Raw genomic sequence first — 19,273 nt, 5'->3', positions numbered from 1 at the left:
CGGAGGGCGTGGTACCATAGCGCGAACGTGAAATCGGAAAAGTGAGGCCCAGATGGTCGATCAGGAAAAAGTCGAGGCCGCCATTAAGCTGTTGCTTGAGGGCATAGGCGAGGACCCAACTCGTGAGGGCCTGCTGGAGACCCCGGCGCGCGTTGCCCGTATGTATGGCGAGATTGCCGGCGGTATGGACCAGAGTGCCGAGGAGCATCTGTCCAAAACTTTTGCCGTCGCTTCGAACGATTTGGTTATCGAGCGCGACATCACGTTTTACTCGCTGTGCGAGCACCATCTGCTGCCGTTTTGTGGCAAGGCTGCGATCGGCTATATCCCTAACGGTCGCGTGGCTGGGCTTTCTAAGCTTGCTCGCACGGTTGAGGTCTACGCCCGCCGTCTGCAGCTGCAGGAGCAGCTGTGCGCGCAGGTTGCCGATGCCCTCATGGATTATCTCGCTCCCCAGGGAGCGATTGTGCTCATGGAAGCTGAGCATATGTGCATGACCATGCGCGGCGTGCAAAAGCCTGGCACCAAGACCGTGACGCTCGCTCGCCGCGGCGTCTTTGAGACCGATCCCGCGCTCGAGGAGCGGTTCTTTAGGATGCTGGGCCGCTAGCCATGAGAGTCGTCAACGACTTTACATCGAAGACCGATGAGGGAACGTCGCGTCGCGGCTTTATGGCTTCGGGCCTGGCCCCTTTTGGATCCATGCCTCGCATCGATTACATTTGTGCCAACGGGCTGTTCCGGCGGCACCTGGGCAATATTGCACAGCTGGAATCGGGGCGCATCTTCTGCCGCCACGGTATTGACCATCTTCTCGATGTCGCTCGCATTATGTGGATCAAGAATCTCGAGGAACAGCTCGAATTTGACCGCGAGGTCATCTACGCCACGGCACTTCTTCACGATATCGGCAAAGATGAACAGTATGAATCGGGTATATCCCATGATGTTGCAAGCGAGCGCGTCGCTGATGCAATACTCGCCGGCATGCCCGGTGACGTGGCGTTTGAGCCGGCCGATACCGCAGCCATTAAGACGGCCATTTTGGGCCATCGAAAGTTGCGCGTGAACAGCCAACCGCTTGAGCGTCTGCTCTATGCAGCCGACAAAGCGTCGCGTGCCTGCTTTGCATGCCCCGCGCGCAATGCTTGCAATTGGAGCGATGATAAAAAGAACCTGTCGATTCGCGTGTAGTTAGTTTGCGCGGTCGGGGTTCTAAACGAAGGAGACGATCGCGATGAGTAACAAGAAACTGCCCGAGAATGCAACCAAGGTTGAGGGTGCCGAGCTCGCCCGCCGTGGAAGGGGCGAAATATCCACCGCAACGGCGGTGCCTCACGTGAGCTATGACGATTTGCGCCATGCCGATCGTATTGTCATTGACGGCCTTGAGGTTTTTGCCAACCATGGCGTGTATCCCGAGGAGAACGCGCTGGGTCAGAAGTTCATCGTTTCTCTGGTGCTCTATGCCGACCTGCGCGCGGCGGGGGAGCACGATAACCTGGATGCCTCGATTGACTATGGCTCGGTGTGCCACGATGTCGATGGCTATCTGCGCGAGCATACGTTTAAACTCATCGAAGCGGCAGCCGAGGGGACAGCCCAGATGCTGCTACGTCGTTACCCCCTGCTGCTTGGTGTGCGCATCAAGCTCGATAAGCCGTGGGCTCCTGTTGGCCTGCCTCTGGCAAGCTGCGGCGTCGAGATCGAGCGCGTGCGCTAACCGGTTCTAATACGTCTCTATGGGTGGCTGCTTGAGCCGCTGCGACAGGGCTCTATTGTTGGGGCAGTACGTGTCGAGCAGGGTGTGGAACCGCTGGTTGTGGCTCGGCTCGAGTAGATGGACGAGCTCGTGGGCAACAACCATGTCGAGGCATTCGACAGGGTAGGCGGCGAGCTCGCGCGCGATGCGAATGGCGCCGGATTTGGGCGTGCAGGAGCCCCAGCGCGTCTTCATACTGCGCACGGAGGCGCGGGAGACGGCGACGCCCATTGCGATTTCGTATGCGTGCACAATATCGCGCAACGCTGCGGTGACCTCGGACGTATAGAGCTGGTCGATGTGGGTTTGGAGCTCGTCGGACGTTAGGCCGTCGAGGATTGCGCACCGCTTGGCCTGTGGGCCTTCGTTCGATTCGTCGGTACCCATAAAACTTGCGAAGGTGGCCTGCTTGGGCCGCGGTGCGGGTGATGCAAAGTTATGATCGAGCGCGTCCTGTACCGTGATGGGCTTGCCCCAAAGCGCAATGATGGACGAGGGACTGCGCGGCTCTCGCGCCGTCGCCTGACGTTGCTCGCGCTGGACAAGTCGGCTGATAATCCAGGCGCTGTTGCGCTTCACAAACGCTTCGATACGCTCGCGGCTGGCGCCGATCGGTGCGCTGGCGTGGACCTCGCCGCTCGATGTGACGCGTAGGTTGAAGTTCTTGACGCGCTTTTTGGTAACGACGACGGGGATGGGCGTCCCATCCGGTCGGGATACGGAAATCGTAAACTGCTGCGTCAAAAGCGGTCCTTCAGATTGGGGACGGGCTGGCATGTCGACCGTTCGGCATGCCGGCCCGCTCAGGGGATGTGAAATTAATAACGCTCAAAGAAGGCAAGTGCGTTGTCGCTGCAGAGCTTCTGCATCACGGTCTTGCCAAAGTGCTTGGAGAGCATGTTCTGGAATTCTGGCATCTTGCTGGCATCGGAGAGGAAGGCGGGTACCTTGGCGCCGTCCCAGTCGCCGCCGAGCGCGATGACGTCCTCGCCACCCAGGTCAAGCCAGTGTTCGATATGCGCCGCCAGCTGGTCGAAGGTGACGTCCGCGGCGGTCTCGTCGGTTGCGCTGTTGGATAGGAACTCGCTGCAGTAGTTGAGGCCGACGATGCCGCCCATGTCGCGAATGGTGCGGAACTGGTCGTCGGTGAGGTTGCGCTTGACGCCGCAGACGGTGCGGGAGTTGGAGTGGCTGGCGACGAAGGGGCGCGTGGCGCGGGCGACAACCTCGTTAAAGCACTCATCGTTGAGGTGGGAGACGTCGAGCACCATGCCGGCGTGCTCCATCTGCGTAAGCGCCTCGATGCCGGCGGCGGTGAGGCCGGCGTGGGTGTCGTGGCCGCTCGCGAGCGGTCCCTGCGCGTTCCAGCTAAGCGAGGACATGAGTACGCCCAGGCTCTTGAGCACTTCGATCAGCGCGGGGTCCTCGGCAAAGAACGTGGCGTTTTCGATGGTATGGATGCAGGCGACCTTGCCGTCTTTGAGCGCGGGGCGAATGTCTGCGGCGCTGCGCACGTTGACCATACGGTCGTGATTGAGCATGGCCTGGCCGCTCATGTGCGCCATGATCTGCGCCTGGAAACGCGCGGCGTGGGCGGCGGGAATCTCGTCGGGGACAAACGTGGCGAAGCACTGTGCCCACGGCGTGTTGCCGATCTTTGCGAGCGAGATGGCGCAGGCGTTGCCCTCGATGAGGTCGAAATCTTGCGGATGCGTTTCGTCGCCGGGGAAATAACCGTCGGTGCCGGCGGTAAAGCGCAGGTCGAGATCGAGCGTGGCCCAGCCGATGCGGTCGGCGGTGTCGCAGTGTAGGTCGAATACGGGATATGCCATGGTTCCTCCGGTTGCAGCGTTTCTTTGCAAACTGTCTTTGAATTGTATGACTAGGGTATAGTTAGCGCCATATGTTCACGGCGGCCCGCGTTGTGCGCCGCCCTTATCACGGAGGTTACCATGTCCAACCAGGGCAAGAAGGTCAAGACCCATTATCGCGGCACGCTCGACGACGGCACGCAGTTCGATAGCTCCTACGATCGCGGCGAGCCGCTGGAGTTCACCTGCGGCGCCGGTCAGATGATCAAGGGCTTCGACGCCGCTGTTGTCGACATGCAGGTGGGCGAGAAGAAGACCGTGCACATTCCTGCTGCCGATGCCTACGGCGAGCACAACCCCGAGATGGTTCTGACCTTCCCGGCCGAACAGGTTCCCGACATCGAGCAGATCGAGAAGGGCATGAAGCTCTTCCTGTCCACGCCGAGCGGTATGCCCGTCCCCGCCGTGGTCATCGACGTAACGCCCGAGGCCGTGACGCTCGACGCCAACCACGAGCTCGCCGGCAAGGACCTCAACTTTGATATCGAGCTCGTCGAGGTCGAGGACTAGTTGATGCCCGCGGACCTGGTAGCTACGGAGCGCTTGGGAAATCTCAACGACCCGTCCTATGAACTTTTGCTTCGTCGGGAGCTGGGCGGTGTCTTTGAGACTGACGAGCTGCTGCTCGATTGGGACCAGGCTGACACACGCGCGTTTGCGGGCATGACGGAGCTGGGGCGCACGGTGAATGTCCAGCTGGATGCCGCCGACGTTGAGCGCCTTGCCGACGGCGACGTGCTCGCTGTCGACCGCACGGGTGCGGTGCCCGTGGCGGTTGTCGTGCGTCTGCGTAGCGCCGAGGTCTATTTGGTCGAAATTGACCGCATGGACCCGATTGCGCTCGCGCATGCGTGCTGGGAGATCGGCAATATGCACGCGCCGCTTTTCCGAGGCGACTCGGACGAGCATACCGTGCGCATGTATACGCCGGTGCAGCCTGTTTTGGGCCGCATGCTCCGGGGTATTGAAGGCGTTCGGCTCTCGGTGGTTACCCGTGAACTCGATGCGGGCCGGCGCTTTGCGTCGAGTGCGGCGGATGCCGTTGTGAGTATGGCTCCAGACTTTACGATCGTAAAAAAGGCGCGCGATTAACGTGTGTATGAGTAAGACGGACTTTGAGAGGCAACTATTCAAAGTTCGTCTTTCTGTTGATGAGATGCTGTGGGGGAAAGCATATGGGTCTTGAAGGAATCAAGCTGATTGCATGCGATTTGGACGGCACGTTGCTGCATCCGGGGGAGCGCGAGCCGCGTTCCGAGGCCTTTGAGCTCATCGACGAACTGCATCGTCGCGGTATCGTGTTTATGCCGGCGAGCGGCCGTCAATATGCGAGCTTGCGCTATCTGTTTGCCCCGGTGGCCGATGAGCTCGCCTATGTATGCGAAAACGGAGCCCTGGTGATGAGCGAGGGGCGTGCCGTTGTCAAGCGTTCCATGGAGCGTAGCCTTGCTATGGATATCGCGAATGCCGTGGTTGCGTATCCCCATGCCGACGTGACCCTTTCGTGTGAGGGACACCTCTACACCATGAGCGGCAACGATGCGTTCGTCGACCATTTGCGCTATGAGGTCCACTGCGATGTGGCGGTGGTCGACCGCCCCGAGGACATCGACGAAGACGTCATTAAGATTGCCTTCCAGACGCCCGAGGCGGAGCAGCCGGCGGCGCTGGAGTATTTCGTGCGTCGCTTTAGCGACCGGGTCGATGTGATGACGTCGGGAACCGAATGGACGGACTTTATCGGCTTTGATTCGGGCAAGGGGTCCGCGCTTGCCGATTATGGCCGTGCGCTGGGGATCTCATCCAACGAGATGATGGCATTTGGCGACAATGAAAACGACCGCGACATGCTCAACGTGGTGGGTCATCCCTGCCTGATGGAGAACTGCAACCCCACTATGCGCGGTATCAATGACCGCGTCCGCTATGTGCGTACGGTCGAAGAAGAGCTGCATCGCTTGCTTGCTGAGTAGATATTTGGGACATGCCTAGAAATCTACTTTTGCCGTAATCGGTGGAAAGGTAGATTTTAAGGCATGTCCCAAAAACTACCTACAGTTAGGGCAGAGGCCCTCGAAGATCGTGTAGTGCGAGGTGACGTTCCAACCGATTTGTTCGGATGCCTTGGTATCGAGCTGGGCATCGAAGGGGAGCGGCACATCGATGACGCGGCCGCACGAGGTGCAGATGATATGCGCATGCGGCTCGATGGTGCGATCGAAACGGCTGCCGCCCGGCGTCTTGATGGAGAGAATCTCCCCGGCATCGGCCAAGAGGTTGAGGTTGCGGTACACCGTGCCGCGGCTGATCTTGTCGTCCTGTTCGCGCACGGCGTTGTAGATCTCATCGGCGGTGGGATGGTTATAGCTTTGGCGCACGGCATCAAGAACCAGCTTCCGCTGCTTGGTGTTTCTTCTTTGCACGGCCATGCGCCTCACCTCTTTTCCGTCACGGTAGGTAAGTAAATGATACCGTATTTAGCACACAATACTAATAGTGAGGGTCGAAACCATCTTCACCGGTAAGCGTGGCGCGGGCTTGTGCGTCCTCGAGGCGAAAACGAATGCCCATTCGCTCGTAGGAGGCGTGGAGTGCTTCGAGGTGAGACAGGATATTCGCAGGCGCGCCTTGTACCTCCATTTCGACCGAACCGTCTTCCATATTGCGTACCCAGCCGGTGAGTGCGTGTGCCTGTGCGAGATTGGTGTTGGTAAAGCGAAAGCCGACGCCCTGGACTTGGCCCTCCCACCGAAGAAAATAGCGCTGAGGGGCGTTTTGAGTGGCCGTGTCGCTTACCAACACCGTAAGCCTGCGCCGCAGTTCGAGCTCAACGCCGGACGGTTTTTGAGGCTCTCGATTGACGCCGGAGAAGAACTTGTCAAGAAAGCCCATCGCTAGGCCTGCTTCTCAGAGTCTGCGGGGAAGGCGATGCCGGCCTGCTGGCGCACGGCATCCATGATACCCAGCGAGACAAGCGTGACATCGCGATAGTGGCCAAGTTCATGGCGCCCGGCCGGCGTTTCCCAAATCTCTTCGTTGACGTTGTCGATGCCGCTGATGGCGGTGATAAAGTCGGCGAGCTCGTACTCCATGGTGTTATTCGATTTGGGCAGGTCGAGCACAATGCCGCTGTCATCCTGCTCGCGTGGGGCCTCGGTCGCCGATCCGCGCACGACGTCACCGCGATAGTCGATGCGTACGTTGCGGGGCGTGGACAGATGGTCGATCTGGATGGTGCCTCGCTCGCCTTCGATTTGCGAGGGCAGCAGGTCATTCGTGATCTTGGAATGCGCGAGTTCAACCGAGATGCGACCGCCGCCGTAACTGGCAAGGATGGAGCCGCAGCCGTCAATGGGCCCGTGCGTGAGCTTTTGCGTGGCAGGGTCGAGCAGCGTGGTCATGCTGGCGATGCCGGAGGGCATGCCGAAGATCTCGACCATGGGCTCGACGGTATAGACGCCGATGTCCATAAGGGAACCCGATGCCATGTGGCAGTCGAAGATATTGGTGGCGCGTCCTGCGAGAATCTCGTTGTAGCGCGAGGAGTACTTACCAAAGCGCAGCGAGGCGCGGCGAATGGGCGCGATTTCGCCCAGGGCGTCCTCGATGGCATGGAAGGCGGGGTCGTGGAGCGGGCGCATAGCCTCGAGGGCAACGACGCCGGCGGCCTCGGCGGCACGGAAGACCTCGAGCGCCTGTGCCTCGGTGGCGCAGAAGGGCTTTTCGACGATGACGTGCTTGCCACCGGCGATGCAGGCGAGCGCCTGTTTGTGGTGAAGTGCGTTGGGACTGCCAATATAGACGGCGTCGACGTCGTCGGCGGACGCAAGCTCGTCAAGTGCGGTGAAGTTACGCTCGCCGCCGTGCTTAGTGGTGAAGGCGGCGCCGCGATCTGCATCGCGCGAAAGCGTGCCCACAAACGCGGCTTGGTCGTTGGCGTTGACGACCTGGATAAAGTCGTCGGTAATCATGGATGTGCCGATGGTCGCTATACGCAGCATGTATCCCCCTCGTGCCGTTCGGTTTACAGGATGAGTGTAGCGCGAGGGGGCAGGAAATAGCGTGCGAAAACGCCGTTACAGGTCGCTCTCGATAAAGCCGGCGTCGATATCGAGGTTGCTGCCGTCGGCCGCCGTGGTGGCAAGCTCGTCGCAGCGCTCATTGAGCTCATGGCCGGCGTGGCCCTTAACCCAGATGAACTCCACTTTGTGCTTGCTCTTTGCGGTGAGCAGGCGCTCCCACAGATCGCGGTTCTTGACAGGCTGCTTGTTGGTGGTCTTCCAGCCGCGTTTTTTCCAGCCGTCGATCCAGTGCTTGTTAAAGGCGTTGACGACGTACTGCGAATCGGAATGGACTTCGACGTCGCAGGGGCGGTTGAGCGCCTCGAGTGCCACGATGACTGCCATGAGCTCCATGCGGTTGTTGGTGGTCTTGGCGTAGCCGCGTGAAAGCTCGGAGGTGAAGGTCTTGCCGGCGGGGTTGGTGTATTTGAGCACGGCGCCGTAGCCGCCGCGTCCCGGATTTGATCGGGCCGAGCCGTCGGTATGGATGATGACCTTCACATGGTTCCTTTCGTTAGGCGCTTCTCGCGTGGGTGTCCATTGTAGCGCCGCGTTCGGCGAGGGCTAGCAATCTATGATATCTATCCCGTCTCCAGATGGCTGGCTTTCGTGGATGATGCGGCCGAGCTCGTTGAGGTATTGCTGCAAGAGGGGAGAGGGCTTGCGCTCGTCGTGCATGATATAGCCCACATGCATCGTCGGGGCGTCTGCCAACGGGATCGATGCCATGCCCCATTGCATTTCATTGGAGAGGACGCCGGTCGACAAGGTGTAGCCGTTCGACGTGATGAGCAGGTTGGTGAGCGTTCCGCGGTCCGAGATGCGAATGTTTCGATCGCAGGGGATATAGCTAAACGGTTCCTCGGCGTAATAGAAGGAATTTGAGGTTCCCTGCTCAAAGCTGTAGCGCGTGTAGGGCGTGAGGTCGGCAAGCGATAGCTGGGCACGACGTGCGAGTGGGTGGCGTTCGCTCACGAAGACGTGGACTGTTGCATCGAAGAGGGGATGGAAGCTCGCGCGGGCGTCGGTAAAGGTCTTCTGCAGGACGCGGGCATTAAAGTCATCCAGATACAGAATGCCGATATCGCTGCGAAATGCGCGGACGTCGTCGATGATTTGCGACGTGGTGGTTTCGCGCATGATGAACTCGAACTTGCTGTCGCGGCAGCGCTCGACGACGTTGATAAAGGCCTCGACCGAAAAAGCGTAGTGCTGGGCCGAGATGGCAAGGCGCGCCTGGGGTGTGCCGCCGTCCTCGTAGCGGGCCTCGAGCATATCGGCCTGCTCTACGACCTGGCGCGCATAGCCCAAAAGCTCGGTGCCGTCGTTGGTGAGCGTGACGCCGCGGCTGGAGCGCGTGAAGATCTCCAGATGGAGCTCCTGCTCTAGGCTTTTGACGGCGTTGGAGATATTGGACTGCGCGGTATAGAGGCGCTGGGCTGCGGCGTTAATTGAGCCAGACTCCGCCACGGCGATAAGAAAACGAAGCTGCTGGAGGGTCATCGGCGCCCGTCCTTTCGATAGCTATCTAAAAAACCGATAACAGGTTAGCGCTTTTAAGTGATTGACCGAGCGATGCAACGCTCGTACTATTCAAAACACACAAATGCGGTAGGTAATTAAGACGACCACGGAACCAGGACGTCAAAAAGGGGGACCGCATATGCACTGCTTACCAAGACGAATGCCGGGCTCCTGTTTGCGCCCGTTGGCGTGATCAGGAGGCAGCGACTAACTTCTCTCACTCTTAGTTACTTTTTATTCGATCAAGGAGATCATCATGAGCCAGTTCATCAACAACCCCGAGCACACCTTTGGTTTCGACACCCTGCAGCTTCATGTCGGCCAGGAGAGCGCCGACCCCGCATCCGACGCCCGCGCTGTGCCTATCTACCAGACCACGAGCTATGTGTTCCGTAACTCCCAGCACGCCGCTGACCGCTTTGGTCTTGCCGACGCCGGTAACATCTACGGCCGTCTGACCAACTCCACTCAGGGCGTCTTTGAGGATCGCATCGCCGCGCTCGAGGGTGGCGTGGCTGGTCTCGCTGTCGCTTCGGGTGCTGCCGCCATCACCTATGCCCTGCAGGCCCTCGCCCAGGCCGGTGACCACGTGGTCGCCCAGAAGACCATCTACGGCGGTTCCTATAACCTGCTGGAGCACACGCTCTCCCAGTTTGGTGTCGAGACCACCTTTGTCGACGCCCACAACCTGGACGAGGTCGAGGGTGCCATTAAGGACAACACCACGGTTATCTACCTCGAGACGCTCGGCAACCCCAACTCCGATATCCCCAACATCGACGCCATCTCCGAGATCGCCAAGAAGCATGGCCTTCCGGTCGTCGTCGATAACACCTTCGGCACCCCGTATCTGTTCCGTCCGCTGGAGCACGGCGCCAACATCGTCGTTCACTCTGCGACCAAGTTTATCGGCGGCCACGGCACCTCGCTGGGCGGCGTGATCGTCGACGGTGGCAACTTTGACTGGAAGGCGAGCGGCAAGTATACACAGATTGCCGAGCCCAACCCCTCCTACCATGGCGTTTCGTTTGCCGAGGCTGCCGGCCCTGCCGCCTTCGCGACCTATGTCCGCGCCATCTTGCTGCGTGACGAGGGCGCCTGCATTAGCCCGTTTAACGCCTGGGTCCTGCTCCAGGGCACCGAGACCCTGTCGCTGCGCGTTGACCGTCATGTCGAGAACACCAAGAAGGTCGTTGAGTTCCTGGCTGGTGACAGCCACGTCGCCAAGGTAAACCACCCGAGCCTGCCTGAGCACCCCGATCACGAGCTCTATCAGAAGTACTTCCCCAACGGCGGCGCTTCGATCTTCACCTTTGAGATTAAGGGCGGCCAGGAGGCCGCCTGGAAGTTCATCGATCATCTGCAGGTGTTCTCGCTGCTCGCTAACGTGGCCGACGTTAAGTCGCTCGTCGTGCACCCGGCTACCACCACGCACTCCCAGCTCTCTGCCGAGGAGCTCGCCGAACAGAACATCACGCCCTCCACGATCCGTCTTTCCATCGGTACCGAGAACGCCGAGGATATCATTTGGGATCTGAAGCAGGCTTTCGCCGCGCTGGACGAGTAAGGCGACTTGTGCAAGGACCCCTTGCGACTCGATAGGTATAACTGCATAAAATGCCTGCTCAAGGCGCCTGCGCAAGCAATGGTTGCGCAGGCGCCTTTTTTGCATAGGGAAGGCGATATTACAGGGTTTTTGGCATGCTTTATGCATTCGAGTTGTGGAAAACTCCTGTTGAGAGGATGTGAGTTTTACGCAATTGACGTGCGCCTTTTGAGTAAAACCGCAGGTCGCGATTTGCTCGGGGTACTATGCAGCGCGATCGAATCACACACAGCTCAAACGCAGCAAAAACGCACTACGGAGGTTTCCAGCTACATGAGGATCGATTCACGAAAACCGAAAGCCGCCGCCCTTTCCGCCGCTCTGACCGTGGCACTTTTGGTGGGCGCCGGCGCAACCGATGCCCACGCCGCAACACTGTCCGATACGGTTGGATCTACGCCGTCCGAGACGACACTGGTACAGCCCGTTGACTATCGCGGCGATGGTTATGGCTCTATGCAGGAGTGGAACGCCTCGATGGAGGCCAAGCGCGATTCCTTGGAGATGCGCGCTCAGATCATTATGAATATGTATGGCGACTATGCTACCGATGACGAGCGCGCTGTGCTGCAGGGTTGCATCGACGGTGCGGGTAGCCTTTTGACGATGGGGGAGGTCGACGCCAGGTCGACCGAGCTCGATGAGCTGCGCACTGCGCTTGAGGATGCCAAGTGCGAAGCGCTCGAGGCTGCCGCGGCCGAAGCCGAGGCTGCCGAGGTCGCCCAGGCTTCGTACTACAACGCCGGTTACAATCCGTCCTACGCGTCTGCCGCGTCTTACGCGAACGGATCGGGCCTGACGCGCTCTGCGGGTGTAAATTACTACAACGGGCGTCGTGAGACCTATTACAGCAGCAACGTGCTTTATCACTATCGCACGGGCGAATGGACTCAGGATTCTGAGGGCTTTTGGCGCGATTCCGACGGCTATTACGTTGTTGCCGCGGGCGATATGGCCCAGGGCTCGACCTTTACGGGCTCCAAGGGTGATTGCAAGGTCTATGACTCCGGCTGCGCTGCCGGAACCACCGACTACTACACCGGTTGGTAATTATTCTGCATCACGGATATTTGGCGGATGGGCGTCTTTACCGAGCTTTAGGGCAACGTAAGGACGCCCGTTTTTTTGTGCGTGCTTGAGTTAACAGAGCGCTTACCGTGGCAGTACACCGCGCATATGGGAGCGGGGCACACTAAGTCATGAGAAGCAAGGTCTTTCCCGTGGAGGAAGTGGTCTCATGAACGCTCGAGATATCGCTATTGCCGCCGTTGCACTTGCGCTGGGTTGTCTTGGTCCTACAGCCGCGCTTGTCGCGGGCATGCAGGGCTTGTGCGGAGCTGCTCCTATCGTTGTGGGGGCCCTGATTGCTGTCGCTGCGCTGGGAAGCGCCGGCGTCGTCCTTTGCCGTGAGGATGAGGACGAGATGCGGGGCTCGCAACTCTAACAGCCGTGAAGCTGGTTTTAGCTATAGATGAAGCAGGAAACCGCCGCAAGTGGAATGTCCCTTGCGGCGGTTTTGCCGTTGAGTCTGTTGGCTGCGGTATGTCGAGCGCTACCAGCTGGCCTCGATTTCGCGGATGCGCGAATAGAGCCATTCGTTTTGCGGCACTTGGATATCATGCTTGGCCGCGAGGTGACAGATGGTACCCGCAAACTCCTCGACCTCGGTCTTGCGTCGTGCGATGCGGTCCTGTGCCATTGAGGGCATGCCGACGGGATCGAGCCCTTCGATGAGGTGCACCATCTGCGTCAGATCCGCTTCGGTGAGCTCGATGCCCTCGGCGTTGGCGACCGCAAGCGTCTCGCGCATGGCGGAGACAAAACTGCGGAGCTGCTCGGATCCCTGCTCCGTGGCGCTTCCGTAGGTGCCGCCGTAGGCCATGCAGGTTTGGTTGATGCCGTCGTTCAGCATGAGCTTGGCCCACATACGATGTGATATGTCGTGCTCGACGGTGTGGGCGATACTGCAACGCGTGTAGAGCTCGTCGATGGCGGTGACGGTTGCGAGCTCGGTGCCTGCTGCCGCGCCAAAGCGGATTTCGCCGGCATTGGCATAGGTGAGCTCTCCGTTGAGGAATACGGCGTCCATGCCCTGGCAGATGCCCAGGACGGTGTGCTTCCAGCCAAAGCGTTCGGCAATCTTTTGTTCGCTCGTGACGCCGTTGCACAGTGACGCAATCAGCGTGTCGGGACCCACGACGCTTTCCATGGTTTTGAGTGCCATATCGAGCCCGGTTGTCTTGACAGTGAGAATGACCAGGTCGACGGGCGTCGCCTCGCTCGCGCGGACGGACTTGAGCGCGCAGGGCTTGCCGTTGATATTGAGCGCATCGCCCGCGTGGCGCTCAAAGCGTGCGTCGTCCATGACATATTCAACAGCGTCGTTGCCGAGCGCTTGGGCGATCATGCTGCCGTAGAGTAGGCCGACACCGCCCTTGCCGATGAAGGCGACCTTGTTGATCTGCATATGAATCATCTCCCCATAAAAAGGCGCCCACGTACGGGGCGCCTGATGGATTGTATGCTGTCGGGGTATGTTGTGTGCGCCGGATAGCGGTATTTAGAAGAACGAACGCATGGGAACACGGGAACTTATGACGCGGGGCAGACCGCAAAGACGCGTGCGGGGTATCCGACGCCATCACGCACTTTGGGGAAGGTGCAGAAGATGACAGCACCCGTGGCGGGAAGCTCATCCAGATGATCCATGACCTCGATTTGGTAACGGTCGACCGAAAGGATGTATTGCTCGCCCGGGTAAGGGTAGGCGTCCTCGCGCGTGGTCACGCCCGGCTCCTTTCATCGGGCTTTTTGCTGATGTTAAAGCGGTGCCGTGACGGCTCGATTTCTGCTGCGTTACGATACGTTCTCGATTGCGATTCCACGATGTTTCGGCTGCGTGACCATTGTGTTTCTCCTTGCCGGGGCGCTTATGGCGAAGGGAGGGTCTGTGCAATACCGCGTTGACCCCAAAAGTGGTAACCGATTATCCGCTCTCGGTCTGGGCTGTATGAGATTTCCCGGTGCACCGGGTCATCCGGACGCGAAGGCGGCCGACGCCATCATTTCCCGTGCGGTGGGGCAGGGGATTAATTACCTGGATACCGCATATCTCTATCCCGGCAACGAGACATGCGTGGGCGCTTCGCTTGAGCGTTTGGGGCTGCGTGACCAGGTGCTGCTGGCGACCAAGCTGCCGCACGCTTCGTGTGCATGCACCGGGGATTTCGACCGTTTCTTTGACGAGCAGCTGCGTCGTCTGCGGACCGACCATATCGACTATTACCTTATGCATAACATCACCTCGCCCGTCCAGTGGGAACGTGTGGTGGCGTTGGGCGTCGAGGATTGGATCGCGCGCCAAAAGGCGTCGGGGCGCATTCGCCAGATTGGTTTTTCGTATCACGGCAGCGCGGCGGATTTCTTGACGATGCTCGACGCATACGATTGGGATTTTTGCCAGATACAGTACAACTATGCCGGCGAGCGCTACCAAGCGGGAACGGCAGGACTCATGGCGGCTGCGGAGCGCGGGCTCGCGGTGTTTGTGATGGAGCCGCTGCTAGGCGGGCGTCTGGCGGGCAAGCTGCCGCCGCGGGCCCGCGCTGTGCTCGAGAGCGTCCGTGATCCGCATTTGCGCACCCCTGCCGCCTGGGGGCTTTCGTGGGTGTGGAACCATCCTCAGGTGACGATGCTGCTATCGGGTATGACCGATACCGCGCAGGTGGATGAGAACGCGGCGTTGGCCGATCGGGCCCTGCCGGATTCGATGACAGCTACTCAGCTCGATGCCATCGCGCACGTGCTGACGGAGTTTGAAAAATCGAATCGCGTGCCCTGCACGGGATGTGGCTATTGCATGCCGTGTCCTAAAGGCATCAATATCCCTGGATGTTTTGCCGCCTACAACGCAAGCTATGCGCACAGCTGGTTTACGGGTCTATCGCAGTACTTTACGGCGAGCGCGGTGCGCACAAGCGAGCCCAAGTTGGTGAGCAATTGCGTCAAATGCGGCAAATGCGCGCGGCATTGTCCGCAGCACATCGATATCCCCGGGCGCTTGGACGCCGTACGCCGCCGTTTTCAGCCCGGCCCCGTGACGGCGGCGCTTAGGGCCTTCGGCAAAACGCGCTCCTCATGACCCTTTTATAACGTGCGGTGGAATACGGTCTGTTTGCGCCAAAATAAGGCATCAATAGACCGTATTTCACCGCAACTGATGAGGGGGAGCTGGGGATGCTGACGATCGGGTGTCACCTATCCACGACGAAGGGCTATCGGGCAATGGGGGAGACGGCGCTGTCCATTGGCGCCAATACCTTTGCATTCTTTACGCGCAACCCGCGCGGCGGCAAGGCGAAAGACCTTGACATGGATGACGTGGCAGCCCTGCGCGAGCTTATGGAGCAAAACGATTTTGGTCCGCTCGTGGCACACGCCCCGTATACCTATAACCCCTGTTCTGCCAAAGAGCGGGCGCGCGAGTTTGCCTTGGAGGCAATGGCCGAGGACTTGCAGCGCCTGGAAGCGCTGCCCGGCAACTACTACAACTTCCACCCCGGCGCGCATGTGGGGCAGGGGACTGATGCCGGCATTCAGATGATCGTCGACACCTTGTGTCAGGTGATGTTTGAGGGGCAGCAGACGACGGTGCTGCTCGAGACCATGGCGGGAAAGGGTACCGAGGTGGGCCGTAGCTTTGAGGAGCTGGCGCTCATCATCCAGGGCGTTGCCGGCAAACGCCCCGAGCTGTCGGTCAAGTTGGGCGTTTGCCTAGACACCTGCCATGTGAGCGATGCCGGCTACGACATCATCCATGATCTGGACGGCGTACTCGACGAGTTCGACCGCGTGGTGGGTATCGACCGCTTGCGTGCCGTACACATCAACGATTCGAAGAACCCCTGTGGCGCCCATAAAGATCGTCACGAGTGCATCGGTAAGGGCTACCTTGGTAGCGAGGAGCTTGGCGGCGGTATGCAGGTTATGCAGAATATTGTATCGAATGACCGTCTGCGTGCGTTGCCTTTCATTTTGGAGACACCGAACGAACTTGCAGGTTATGCGGCTGAAATAAAACTCTTAAGGTCTTTGCGCAGTAATTAACAGCCACAAAGTGGGTGTTTCATTCACGTTATGGGCTTGTTTCAATCAGTTTTCTCATTGCAGATTCCTACAAGCGGGTGCATAATAGCCAACAGTTTTTGCAGACCTCTGAATCAAACGGGGTCACTGGAAGGAGACTGATTATGAAGCTCAAGAAGCTTGGCGCGTTTGCAGCCACGGGCGCCATGGCGCTCGCCCTTGCTCTGACGGGCTGCGGCTCGTCCAACGCCACCTCTGGTTCCGATGCCGGTTCCAACGGCTCTGACGACGTGAAGGTCGAGAAGGTCGACGGCTCCAAGGAGTATGCGCTCGTCAAGGACGGCACGCTGACCGTCGGCACCTCTGCCGAATACGCTCCGTTTGAGTATAAGGACGACAACGGCGACTATCAGGGCTTTGACCTTGAGCTCATCAAGGCTATCGCCGACAAGCTGGGCCTGGATGTCGAGTATGTCAACAATGACTTCGACACGCTGGTTCCGGGTGTCGCTTCGGGCGCCAAGTATGACGTCTCCATCGCGGCTATCACCAACACGCCCGAGCGTGAGAAGGAAGTCGCTTTCTCCGACTCCTACTACATGGATGACCAGGCTATCGTGACCAAGGTCGATAACACCGACATCACGGCTGACAATTACAGCGAGAAGCTCAATAACGCCGACGCTACGATTATCGTCCAGTCCGGCTCGACCGCCGAGGCCTTTGCCCAGGAGAACTTCCCCAAGGCCAAGATTGTTCCCTACAAGGACGCCACCGAGTGCTTCAGCGCCCTGCAGTCTGATAAGGGCGATGCCGTAGTCACCAACCGCTCCGTCGCCAGCCAGCTGACCGCCGAGCAGTTCAACACCTGCCAGACCATCAAGCAGATCAGCACTGGCGAGGAGTACGCCATCGCCGTCAATCAGGGCAACACCAAGCTCAAGGACGACATCAACCAGGCCATCAAGGACCTGACCGATGACGGTACCGTTGACGCTCTCATGGCTAAGTACAACATCAAGTAAATTAATGCTTGATTGCGTGCGGGCCCTTTCCGTTTTGCGGAGAGGGCCTTTGCGCTTCTCTCGACGGAGAGCGTTTCCGTCTTGTTTTGCAGGCAACTTCTACGATAGGAGCCACCTTGTCTCGATTGAACAAAGGGACCGCGGAGCAGCGTTCTCCACGGTCCGCCTTGCTCCAAAAGCTAGCCTGCGCCATGGCCGTGGCGCTCGCGCTGGTGTGTGCGGGGACATATGCACCCTCGACCGCCCAGGCGCTTGAGACCGCAAAGATCACTGCCCGACCCAACACCGGCTCGGGCAGCGATGTGGTCGGCGGCACCGAGACGCGCATTACCTGGGAAGTCCAGGCCGATGCCGACGAGGAGCTGAGCGGTCTTTCGCTGACGTTTGTCGATGGCACGACGTTTAGTGCCGACGATACGCGCCTGACGATGCTTTCGGGCGAGGACCTTATGGACCGTACCCCCATGAAGCCCACGTGCAAGGCGGATGGCCAGACGCTCAAGATCGACTTTGGCGAGACGGCGCCTGCCGGCGGCTTTTTCCGTGTCGAGGTTTACGGCGTGACCTTCCCCGTCGAGGGCGGCGACGAGGCCTTTAGCGGAACCTATACCCTGGCCGACGGCTCAACCAAGAAGATTTCCAAGATGTCCTCGGTGGAGATCAAGAGTGTGACGGCTTTCGATAACTTCCTGGCCGACCTTAAAGAGCAGCCGTGGGTCGAGGCTTGGAACTCCAATATGTTCCTGCGCCTGTTCCTGAACCCGGTCATTTTGGTCCAGAGCCTGCCGATCGTCTTTAAGGGCTTCCTCATGTCGCTCTCGATCGTGCTTGTGGCGTTTCCGTTGGCAATTCCCTTTGGCTTCGCCCTGTCGCTCATGCGCATCTCCAAGTCGCGCATCCTGCGTTGCCTTGCCGGCATCTACGTGAATATCATCCGCGGTACGCCGGCGTTCCTGCAGATCTATATCGCGTTCTTTGGCCTGCCGCTGGCCGGCGTCAAGGTAGATGATTATGCCCTGGGCGTCATCGTCATGGCCATGAACTCGTCTGCGTACCTGTGCGAGATCTTCCGTGCCGGTATTCAGTCGATCCCCAAGGGTCAAAACGAGGCTGCTCGCTCGCTGGGCATGAATGCCTTCCAGACGTTGCTCTACGTTATGATTCCGCAGACGTTCCGCAATGTCCTGCCTACGCTGACCAGCGAGTTTATCCTGCTTTACAAGGATACGTCGCTGCTTGCCGCCGTGGGCGTGGTCGAGATCGTCATGAACGCCCGCACCATCGTGGCTACGACGGGATCCATTACGCCGTATGTGGTTGCCGCCCTGTTCTATCTGGTCATCACCCTGCCGCTTGCCCGCTTGGTGAGCGGTCTTGAGGCGAGGCTTTTGGGTACGGCTGAAGTCAAGAAGAAGCGTCCCGCCAAGAGCGCCGGACAGGTCGTCGCGACGCCCGCCGATCACATCGCCGGTCTGTAAGGAGGTCCTATCATGAGCGAAACCAATAACTCGAACGAGGTCGTCGTCAGCATCAAGAATCTCCAGAAGGCCTTTGGCGATAACGTGGTCCTGCGCGACATCGATCTGGATGTGCACAAGGGTGAGGTCGTCGTGGTCCTGGGCCCCTCGGGCTCGGGTAAGTCGACGATGCTTCGCTGCATCAATCGCCTGGAGCATCCCACGAGCGGCTCGATTGTCGTTGAGGGCGTGGATGTGTGTGCCAAGGGCGTCGACCTCAATAAGGTACGCACGCACTTGGGCATGGTGTTTCAGCAGTTCAATCTGTTCCCGCACCTGTCGGTCAAAAAGAACGTCATGCTTGCGCAGCAAAAGGTGCTCAAGCGCAGTAAGGAAGAGGCCGAGAAGATCGCCATCGAAGAGTTGACCAAGGTCGGTCTTGCCGAGCGCATCGACTTTATGCCGAGCCAGCTTTCGGGCGGCCAGCAGCAGCGCGTGGCGATCGCCCGCGCCCTGTCGATGAACCCGCACGTGATGCTCTTTGACGAGGCGACGTCGGCACTCGACCCCGAGCTTGTCCGCGACGTATTGGGCGTTATGCGCGACCTGGCCCGCGACGGCATGACCATGATCGTCGTGACGCACGAGATGGGCTTTGCCCGCGACGTTGCCGATCGCGTCGTCTTTATGGACGGCGGCGTTATCGTGGAAGAGGGCACGCCGAGTGAGGTCTTCGACCATCCCAAGAGCGAGCGTACCAAGGCGTTTTTGGGCAATATCTCGTAGCGGCGCGTCGAAGTTGTCGATATCACAAACGGGGACCGGATAGTATCCGGCCCCCGTTTTTGTTCAAGACTTTAGTCTGCTGGCCGCGCAGCGGCC

Annotated in this window: 23 protein-coding genes; 14 read left to right on the top strand and 9 right to left on the bottom strand. The window is 59.4% G+C overall.

The genetic code is table 11. The features are described 5' to 3' along the window. The first annotated feature begins 52 nt into the window (after positions 1 to 52). From folE to folB, 3 genes are read left to right on the top strand one after another with little or no spacing between them, the layout of a single operon-like run. A complete protein-coding gene (gene folE / locus DXB98_RS09045) occupies positions 53 to 610 on the top strand; it encodes a GTP cyclohydrolase I FolE (RefSeq protein WP_117735326.1) in 558 nt (185 codons plus the stop codon). Positions 611 to 612: 2 nt separating this feature from the next. Then, positions 613 to 1,194 carry an HD domain-containing protein gene (locus DXB98_RS09040; protein ID WP_199406644.1) on the top strand — a complete coding sequence of 194 codons (582 nt, stop codon included), beginning with the start codon at positions 613 to 615 and terminating at the stop codon, positions 1,192 to 1,194. A gap of 43 nt (positions 1,195 to 1,237) precedes the next feature. After that, entirely contained in the window at positions 1,238 to 1,723 is a 486-nt protein-coding gene (gene folB / locus DXB98_RS09035) for a dihydroneopterin aldolase (RefSeq protein WP_117735325.1), read from the top strand. A 6-nt stretch (positions 1,724 to 1,729) separates the two neighbouring features. Here folB and DXB98_RS09030 read toward each other — a convergent pair whose 3' ends face one another. Next, the gene (locus DXB98_RS09030) at positions 1,730 to 2,506 is read right to left on the bottom strand and encodes a M48 family metallopeptidase (protein WP_158550238.1); all 777 of its coding nucleotides are present in this window, start codon (positions 2,504 to 2,506) and stop codon (positions 1,730 to 1,732) included. 74 nt (positions 2,507 to 2,580) lie between these two features. Then, positions 2,581 to 3,594 (bottom strand): dipeptidase, encoded by a 1,014-nt coding sequence (locus DXB98_RS09025; RefSeq protein WP_117735323.1) that lies wholly within the window; start codon positions 3,592 to 3,594, stop codon positions 2,581 to 2,583. Between the two features lie 120 nt (positions 3,595 to 3,714). Here DXB98_RS09025 and DXB98_RS09020 point away from each other — a divergent pair, with 120 nt between their 5' ends. The 3 genes from DXB98_RS09020 (at position 3,715) to DXB98_RS09010 (ending at position 5,606) form a co-directional block, all read left to right on the top strand. Then, entirely contained in the window at positions 3,715 to 4,143 is a 429-nt protein-coding gene (locus DXB98_RS09020; RefSeq protein WP_117735322.1) for a peptidylprolyl isomerase, read from the top strand. Positions 4,144 to 4,146: 3 nt separating this feature from the next. After that, on the top strand, positions 4,147 to 4,725 hold the full coding sequence (locus tag DXB98_RS09015; RefSeq protein ID WP_117743876.1) for an urease accessory protein UreE: 579 nt from the start codon (positions 4,147 to 4,149) through the stop codon (positions 4,723 to 4,725). Between the two features lie 83 nt (positions 4,726 to 4,808). Further along, entirely contained in the window at positions 4,809 to 5,606 is a 798-nt protein-coding gene (locus DXB98_RS09010) for an HAD-IIB family hydrolase (protein WP_158550237.1), read from the top strand. A gap of 75 nt (positions 5,607 to 5,681) precedes the next feature. On the opposite strand, the gene DXB98_RS09005 is transcribed toward DXB98_RS09010, so the two are convergent. The 5 genes from DXB98_RS09005 to DXB98_RS08985 all read right to left on the bottom strand — a co-directional run bounded on the left by DXB98_RS09005 (position 5,682) and on the right by DXB98_RS08985 (position 9,197). Next, entirely contained in the window at positions 5,682 to 6,062 is a 381-nt protein-coding gene (locus tag DXB98_RS09005; protein ID WP_117799023.1) for a Fur family transcriptional regulator, read from the bottom strand. 61 nt (positions 6,063 to 6,123) lie between these two features. Beyond that, complete coding sequence (locus DXB98_RS09000; RefSeq protein ID WP_117743875.1) at positions 6,124 to 6,525, bottom strand: acylphosphatase; 402 nt, start codon at positions 6,523 to 6,525, stop codon at positions 6,124 to 6,126. Between the two features lie 2 nt (positions 6,526 to 6,527). After that, positions 6,528 to 7,634, bottom strand: coding sequence for a Gfo/Idh/MocA family protein (locus DXB98_RS08995; protein WP_117743874.1), 1,107 nt, complete (start codon positions 7,632 to 7,634; stop codon positions 6,528 to 6,530). A gap of 75 nt (positions 7,635 to 7,709) precedes the next feature. Further along, the gene (gene rnhA / locus DXB98_RS08990; RefSeq protein WP_117743873.1) at positions 7,710 to 8,195 is read right to left on the bottom strand and encodes a ribonuclease HI; all 486 of its coding nucleotides are present in this window, start codon (positions 8,193 to 8,195) and stop codon (positions 7,710 to 7,712) included. A 63-nt stretch (positions 8,196 to 8,258) separates the two neighbouring features. After that, positions 8,259 to 9,197 (bottom strand): LysR family transcriptional regulator, encoded by a 939-nt coding sequence (locus tag DXB98_RS08985; RefSeq protein ID WP_117743872.1) that lies wholly within the window; start codon positions 9,195 to 9,197, stop codon positions 8,259 to 8,261. Positions 9,198 to 9,474: 277 nt separating this feature from the next. Here DXB98_RS08985 and DXB98_RS08980 point away from each other — a divergent pair, with 277 nt between their 5' ends. The 3 genes from DXB98_RS08980 to DXB98_RS08970 all read left to right on the top strand — a co-directional run bounded on the left by DXB98_RS08980 (position 9,475) and on the right by DXB98_RS08970 (position 12,268). After that, positions 9,475 to 10,785, top strand: a complete 1,311-nt coding sequence (locus DXB98_RS08980) for an O-acetylhomoserine aminocarboxypropyltransferase/cysteine synthase family protein (protein WP_117743871.1) — start codon at positions 9,475 to 9,477, stop codon at positions 10,783 to 10,785. A 312-nt stretch (positions 10,786 to 11,097) separates the two neighbouring features. Beyond that, on the top strand, positions 11,098 to 11,874 hold the full coding sequence (locus DXB98_RS08975) for a hypothetical protein (protein ID WP_117743870.1): 777 nt from the start codon (positions 11,098 to 11,100) through the stop codon (positions 11,872 to 11,874). A 187-nt stretch (positions 11,875 to 12,061) separates the two neighbouring features. Then, positions 12,062 to 12,268, top strand: coding sequence for a hypothetical protein (locus tag DXB98_RS08970; RefSeq protein ID WP_117735313.1), 207 nt, complete (start codon positions 12,062 to 12,064; stop codon positions 12,266 to 12,268). Between the two features lie 108 nt (positions 12,269 to 12,376). Here DXB98_RS08970 and DXB98_RS08965 read toward each other — a convergent pair whose 3' ends face one another. Both DXB98_RS08965 and DXB98_RS08960 read right to left on the bottom strand, forming a co-directional pair. Further along, positions 12,377 to 13,291, bottom strand: coding sequence for a ketopantoate reductase family protein (locus DXB98_RS08965; RefSeq protein WP_233505148.1), 915 nt, complete (start codon positions 13,289 to 13,291; stop codon positions 12,377 to 12,379). 125 nt (positions 13,292 to 13,416) lie between these two features. Next, positions 13,417 to 13,611: a hypothetical protein gene (locus DXB98_RS08960; protein WP_117735311.1), complete on the bottom strand. Its 195-nt coding sequence runs from the start codon at positions 13,609 to 13,611 to the stop codon at positions 13,417 to 13,419. 145 nt (positions 13,612 to 13,756) lie between these two features. On the opposite strand from DXB98_RS08960, the gene DXB98_RS08955 reads away from it, so the two are divergent. The 5 genes from DXB98_RS08955 to DXB98_RS08935 all read left to right on the top strand — a co-directional run bounded on the left by DXB98_RS08955 (position 13,757) and on the right by DXB98_RS08935 (position 19,177). Continuing rightward, positions 13,757 to 14,965, top strand: a complete 1,209-nt coding sequence (locus tag DXB98_RS08955; protein ID WP_255413334.1) for an aldo/keto reductase — start codon at positions 13,757 to 13,759, stop codon at positions 14,963 to 14,965. 95 nt (positions 14,966 to 15,060) lie between these two features. Beyond that, positions 15,061 to 15,930, top strand: coding sequence for a deoxyribonuclease IV (locus DXB98_RS08950; protein WP_117735309.1), 870 nt, complete (start codon positions 15,061 to 15,063; stop codon positions 15,928 to 15,930). Between the two features lie 143 nt (positions 15,931 to 16,073). Continuing rightward, positions 16,074 to 16,934, top strand: a complete 861-nt coding sequence (locus DXB98_RS08945) for an ABC transporter substrate-binding protein (RefSeq protein ID WP_117743867.1) — start codon at positions 16,074 to 16,076, stop codon at positions 16,932 to 16,934. 167 nt (positions 16,935 to 17,101) lie between these two features. Beyond that, complete coding sequence (locus DXB98_RS08940) at positions 17,102 to 18,412, top strand: ABC transporter permease subunit (RefSeq protein ID WP_117743866.1); 1,311 nt, start codon at positions 17,102 to 17,104, stop codon at positions 18,410 to 18,412. Between the two features lie 12 nt (positions 18,413 to 18,424). Beyond that, the gene (locus tag DXB98_RS08935) at positions 18,425 to 19,177 is read left to right on the top strand and encodes an amino acid ABC transporter ATP-binding protein (protein ID WP_117629740.1); all 753 of its coding nucleotides are present in this window, start codon (positions 18,425 to 18,427) and stop codon (positions 19,175 to 19,177) included. Positions 19,178 to 19,273 lie beyond the last annotated feature (96 nt).

This window comes from Collinsella sp. OM07-12 (genome assembly GCF_003438275.1).
Classification (GTDB): Bacteria; Actinomycetota; Coriobacteriia; order Coriobacteriales; family Coriobacteriaceae; genus Collinsella.
This window is presented reverse-complemented; position numbering and strand designations above follow the sequence as displayed.

Coding starts and splice junctions, on each gene's coding strand:
- DXB98_RS09020 (WP_117735322.1), top strand. CDS start 3,715: ATGTCCAACCAGGGCAAGAAGGTCAAGACCCATTATCGCGGCACGCTC.
- DXB98_RS08965 (WP_233505148.1), bottom strand. CDS start 13,291: ATGCAGATCAACAAGGTCGCCTTCATCGGCAAGGGCGGTGTCGGCCTA.
- DXB98_RS08955 (WP_255413334.1), top strand. CDS start 13,757: ATGGCGAAGGGAGGGTCTGTGCAATACCGCGTTGACCCCAAAAGTGGT.
- DXB98_RS09000 (WP_117743875.1), bottom strand. CDS start 6,525: ATGGGCTTTCTTGACAAGTTCTTCTCCGGCGTCAATCGAGAGCCTCAA.
- DXB98_RS08980 (WP_117743871.1), top strand. CDS start 9,475: ATGAGCCAGTTCATCAACAACCCCGAGCACACCTTTGGTTTCGACACC.
- DXB98_RS09015 (WP_117743876.1), top strand. CDS start 4,147: ATGCCCGCGGACCTGGTAGCTACGGAGCGCTTGGGAAATCTCAACGAC.
- DXB98_RS09040 (WP_199406644.1), top strand. CDS start 613: ATGAGAGTCGTCAACGACTTTACATCGAAGACCGATGAGGGAACGTCG.
- DXB98_RS08975 (WP_117743870.1), top strand. CDS start 11,098: ATGAGGATCGATTCACGAAAACCGAAAGCCGCCGCCCTTTCCGCCGCT.
- DXB98_RS08935 (WP_117629740.1), top strand. CDS start 18,425: ATGAGCGAAACCAATAACTCGAACGAGGTCGTCGTCAGCATCAAGAAT.
- DXB98_RS08985 (WP_117743872.1), bottom strand. CDS start 9,197: ATGACCCTCCAGCAGCTTCGTTTTCTTATCGCCGTGGCGGAGTCTGGC.
- DXB98_RS08995 (WP_117743874.1), bottom strand. CDS start 7,634: ATGCTGCGTATAGCGACCATCGGCACATCCATGATTACCGACGACTTT.
- DXB98_RS09010 (WP_158550237.1), top strand. CDS start 4,809: ATGGGTCTTGAAGGAATCAAGCTGATTGCATGCGATTTGGACGGCACG.
- DXB98_RS08945 (WP_117743867.1), top strand. CDS start 16,074: ATGAAGCTCAAGAAGCTTGGCGCGTTTGCAGCCACGGGCGCCATGGCG.
- DXB98_RS09025 (WP_117735323.1), bottom strand. CDS start 3,594: ATGGCATATCCCGTATTCGACCTACACTGCGACACCGCCGACCGCATC.
- folE (WP_117735326.1), top strand. CDS start 53: ATGGTCGATCAGGAAAAAGTCGAGGCCGCCATTAAGCTGTTGCTTGAG.
- DXB98_RS08950 (WP_117735309.1), top strand. CDS start 15,061: ATGCTGACGATCGGGTGTCACCTATCCACGACGAAGGGCTATCGGGCA.
- DXB98_RS09005 (WP_117799023.1), bottom strand. CDS start 6,062: ATGGCCGTGCAAAGAAGAAACACCAAGCAGCGGAAGCTGGTTCTTGAT.
- DXB98_RS08970 (WP_117735313.1), top strand. CDS start 12,062: ATGAACGCTCGAGATATCGCTATTGCCGCCGTTGCACTTGCGCTGGGT.
- folB (WP_117735325.1), top strand. CDS start 1,238: ATGAGTAACAAGAAACTGCCCGAGAATGCAACCAAGGTTGAGGGTGCC.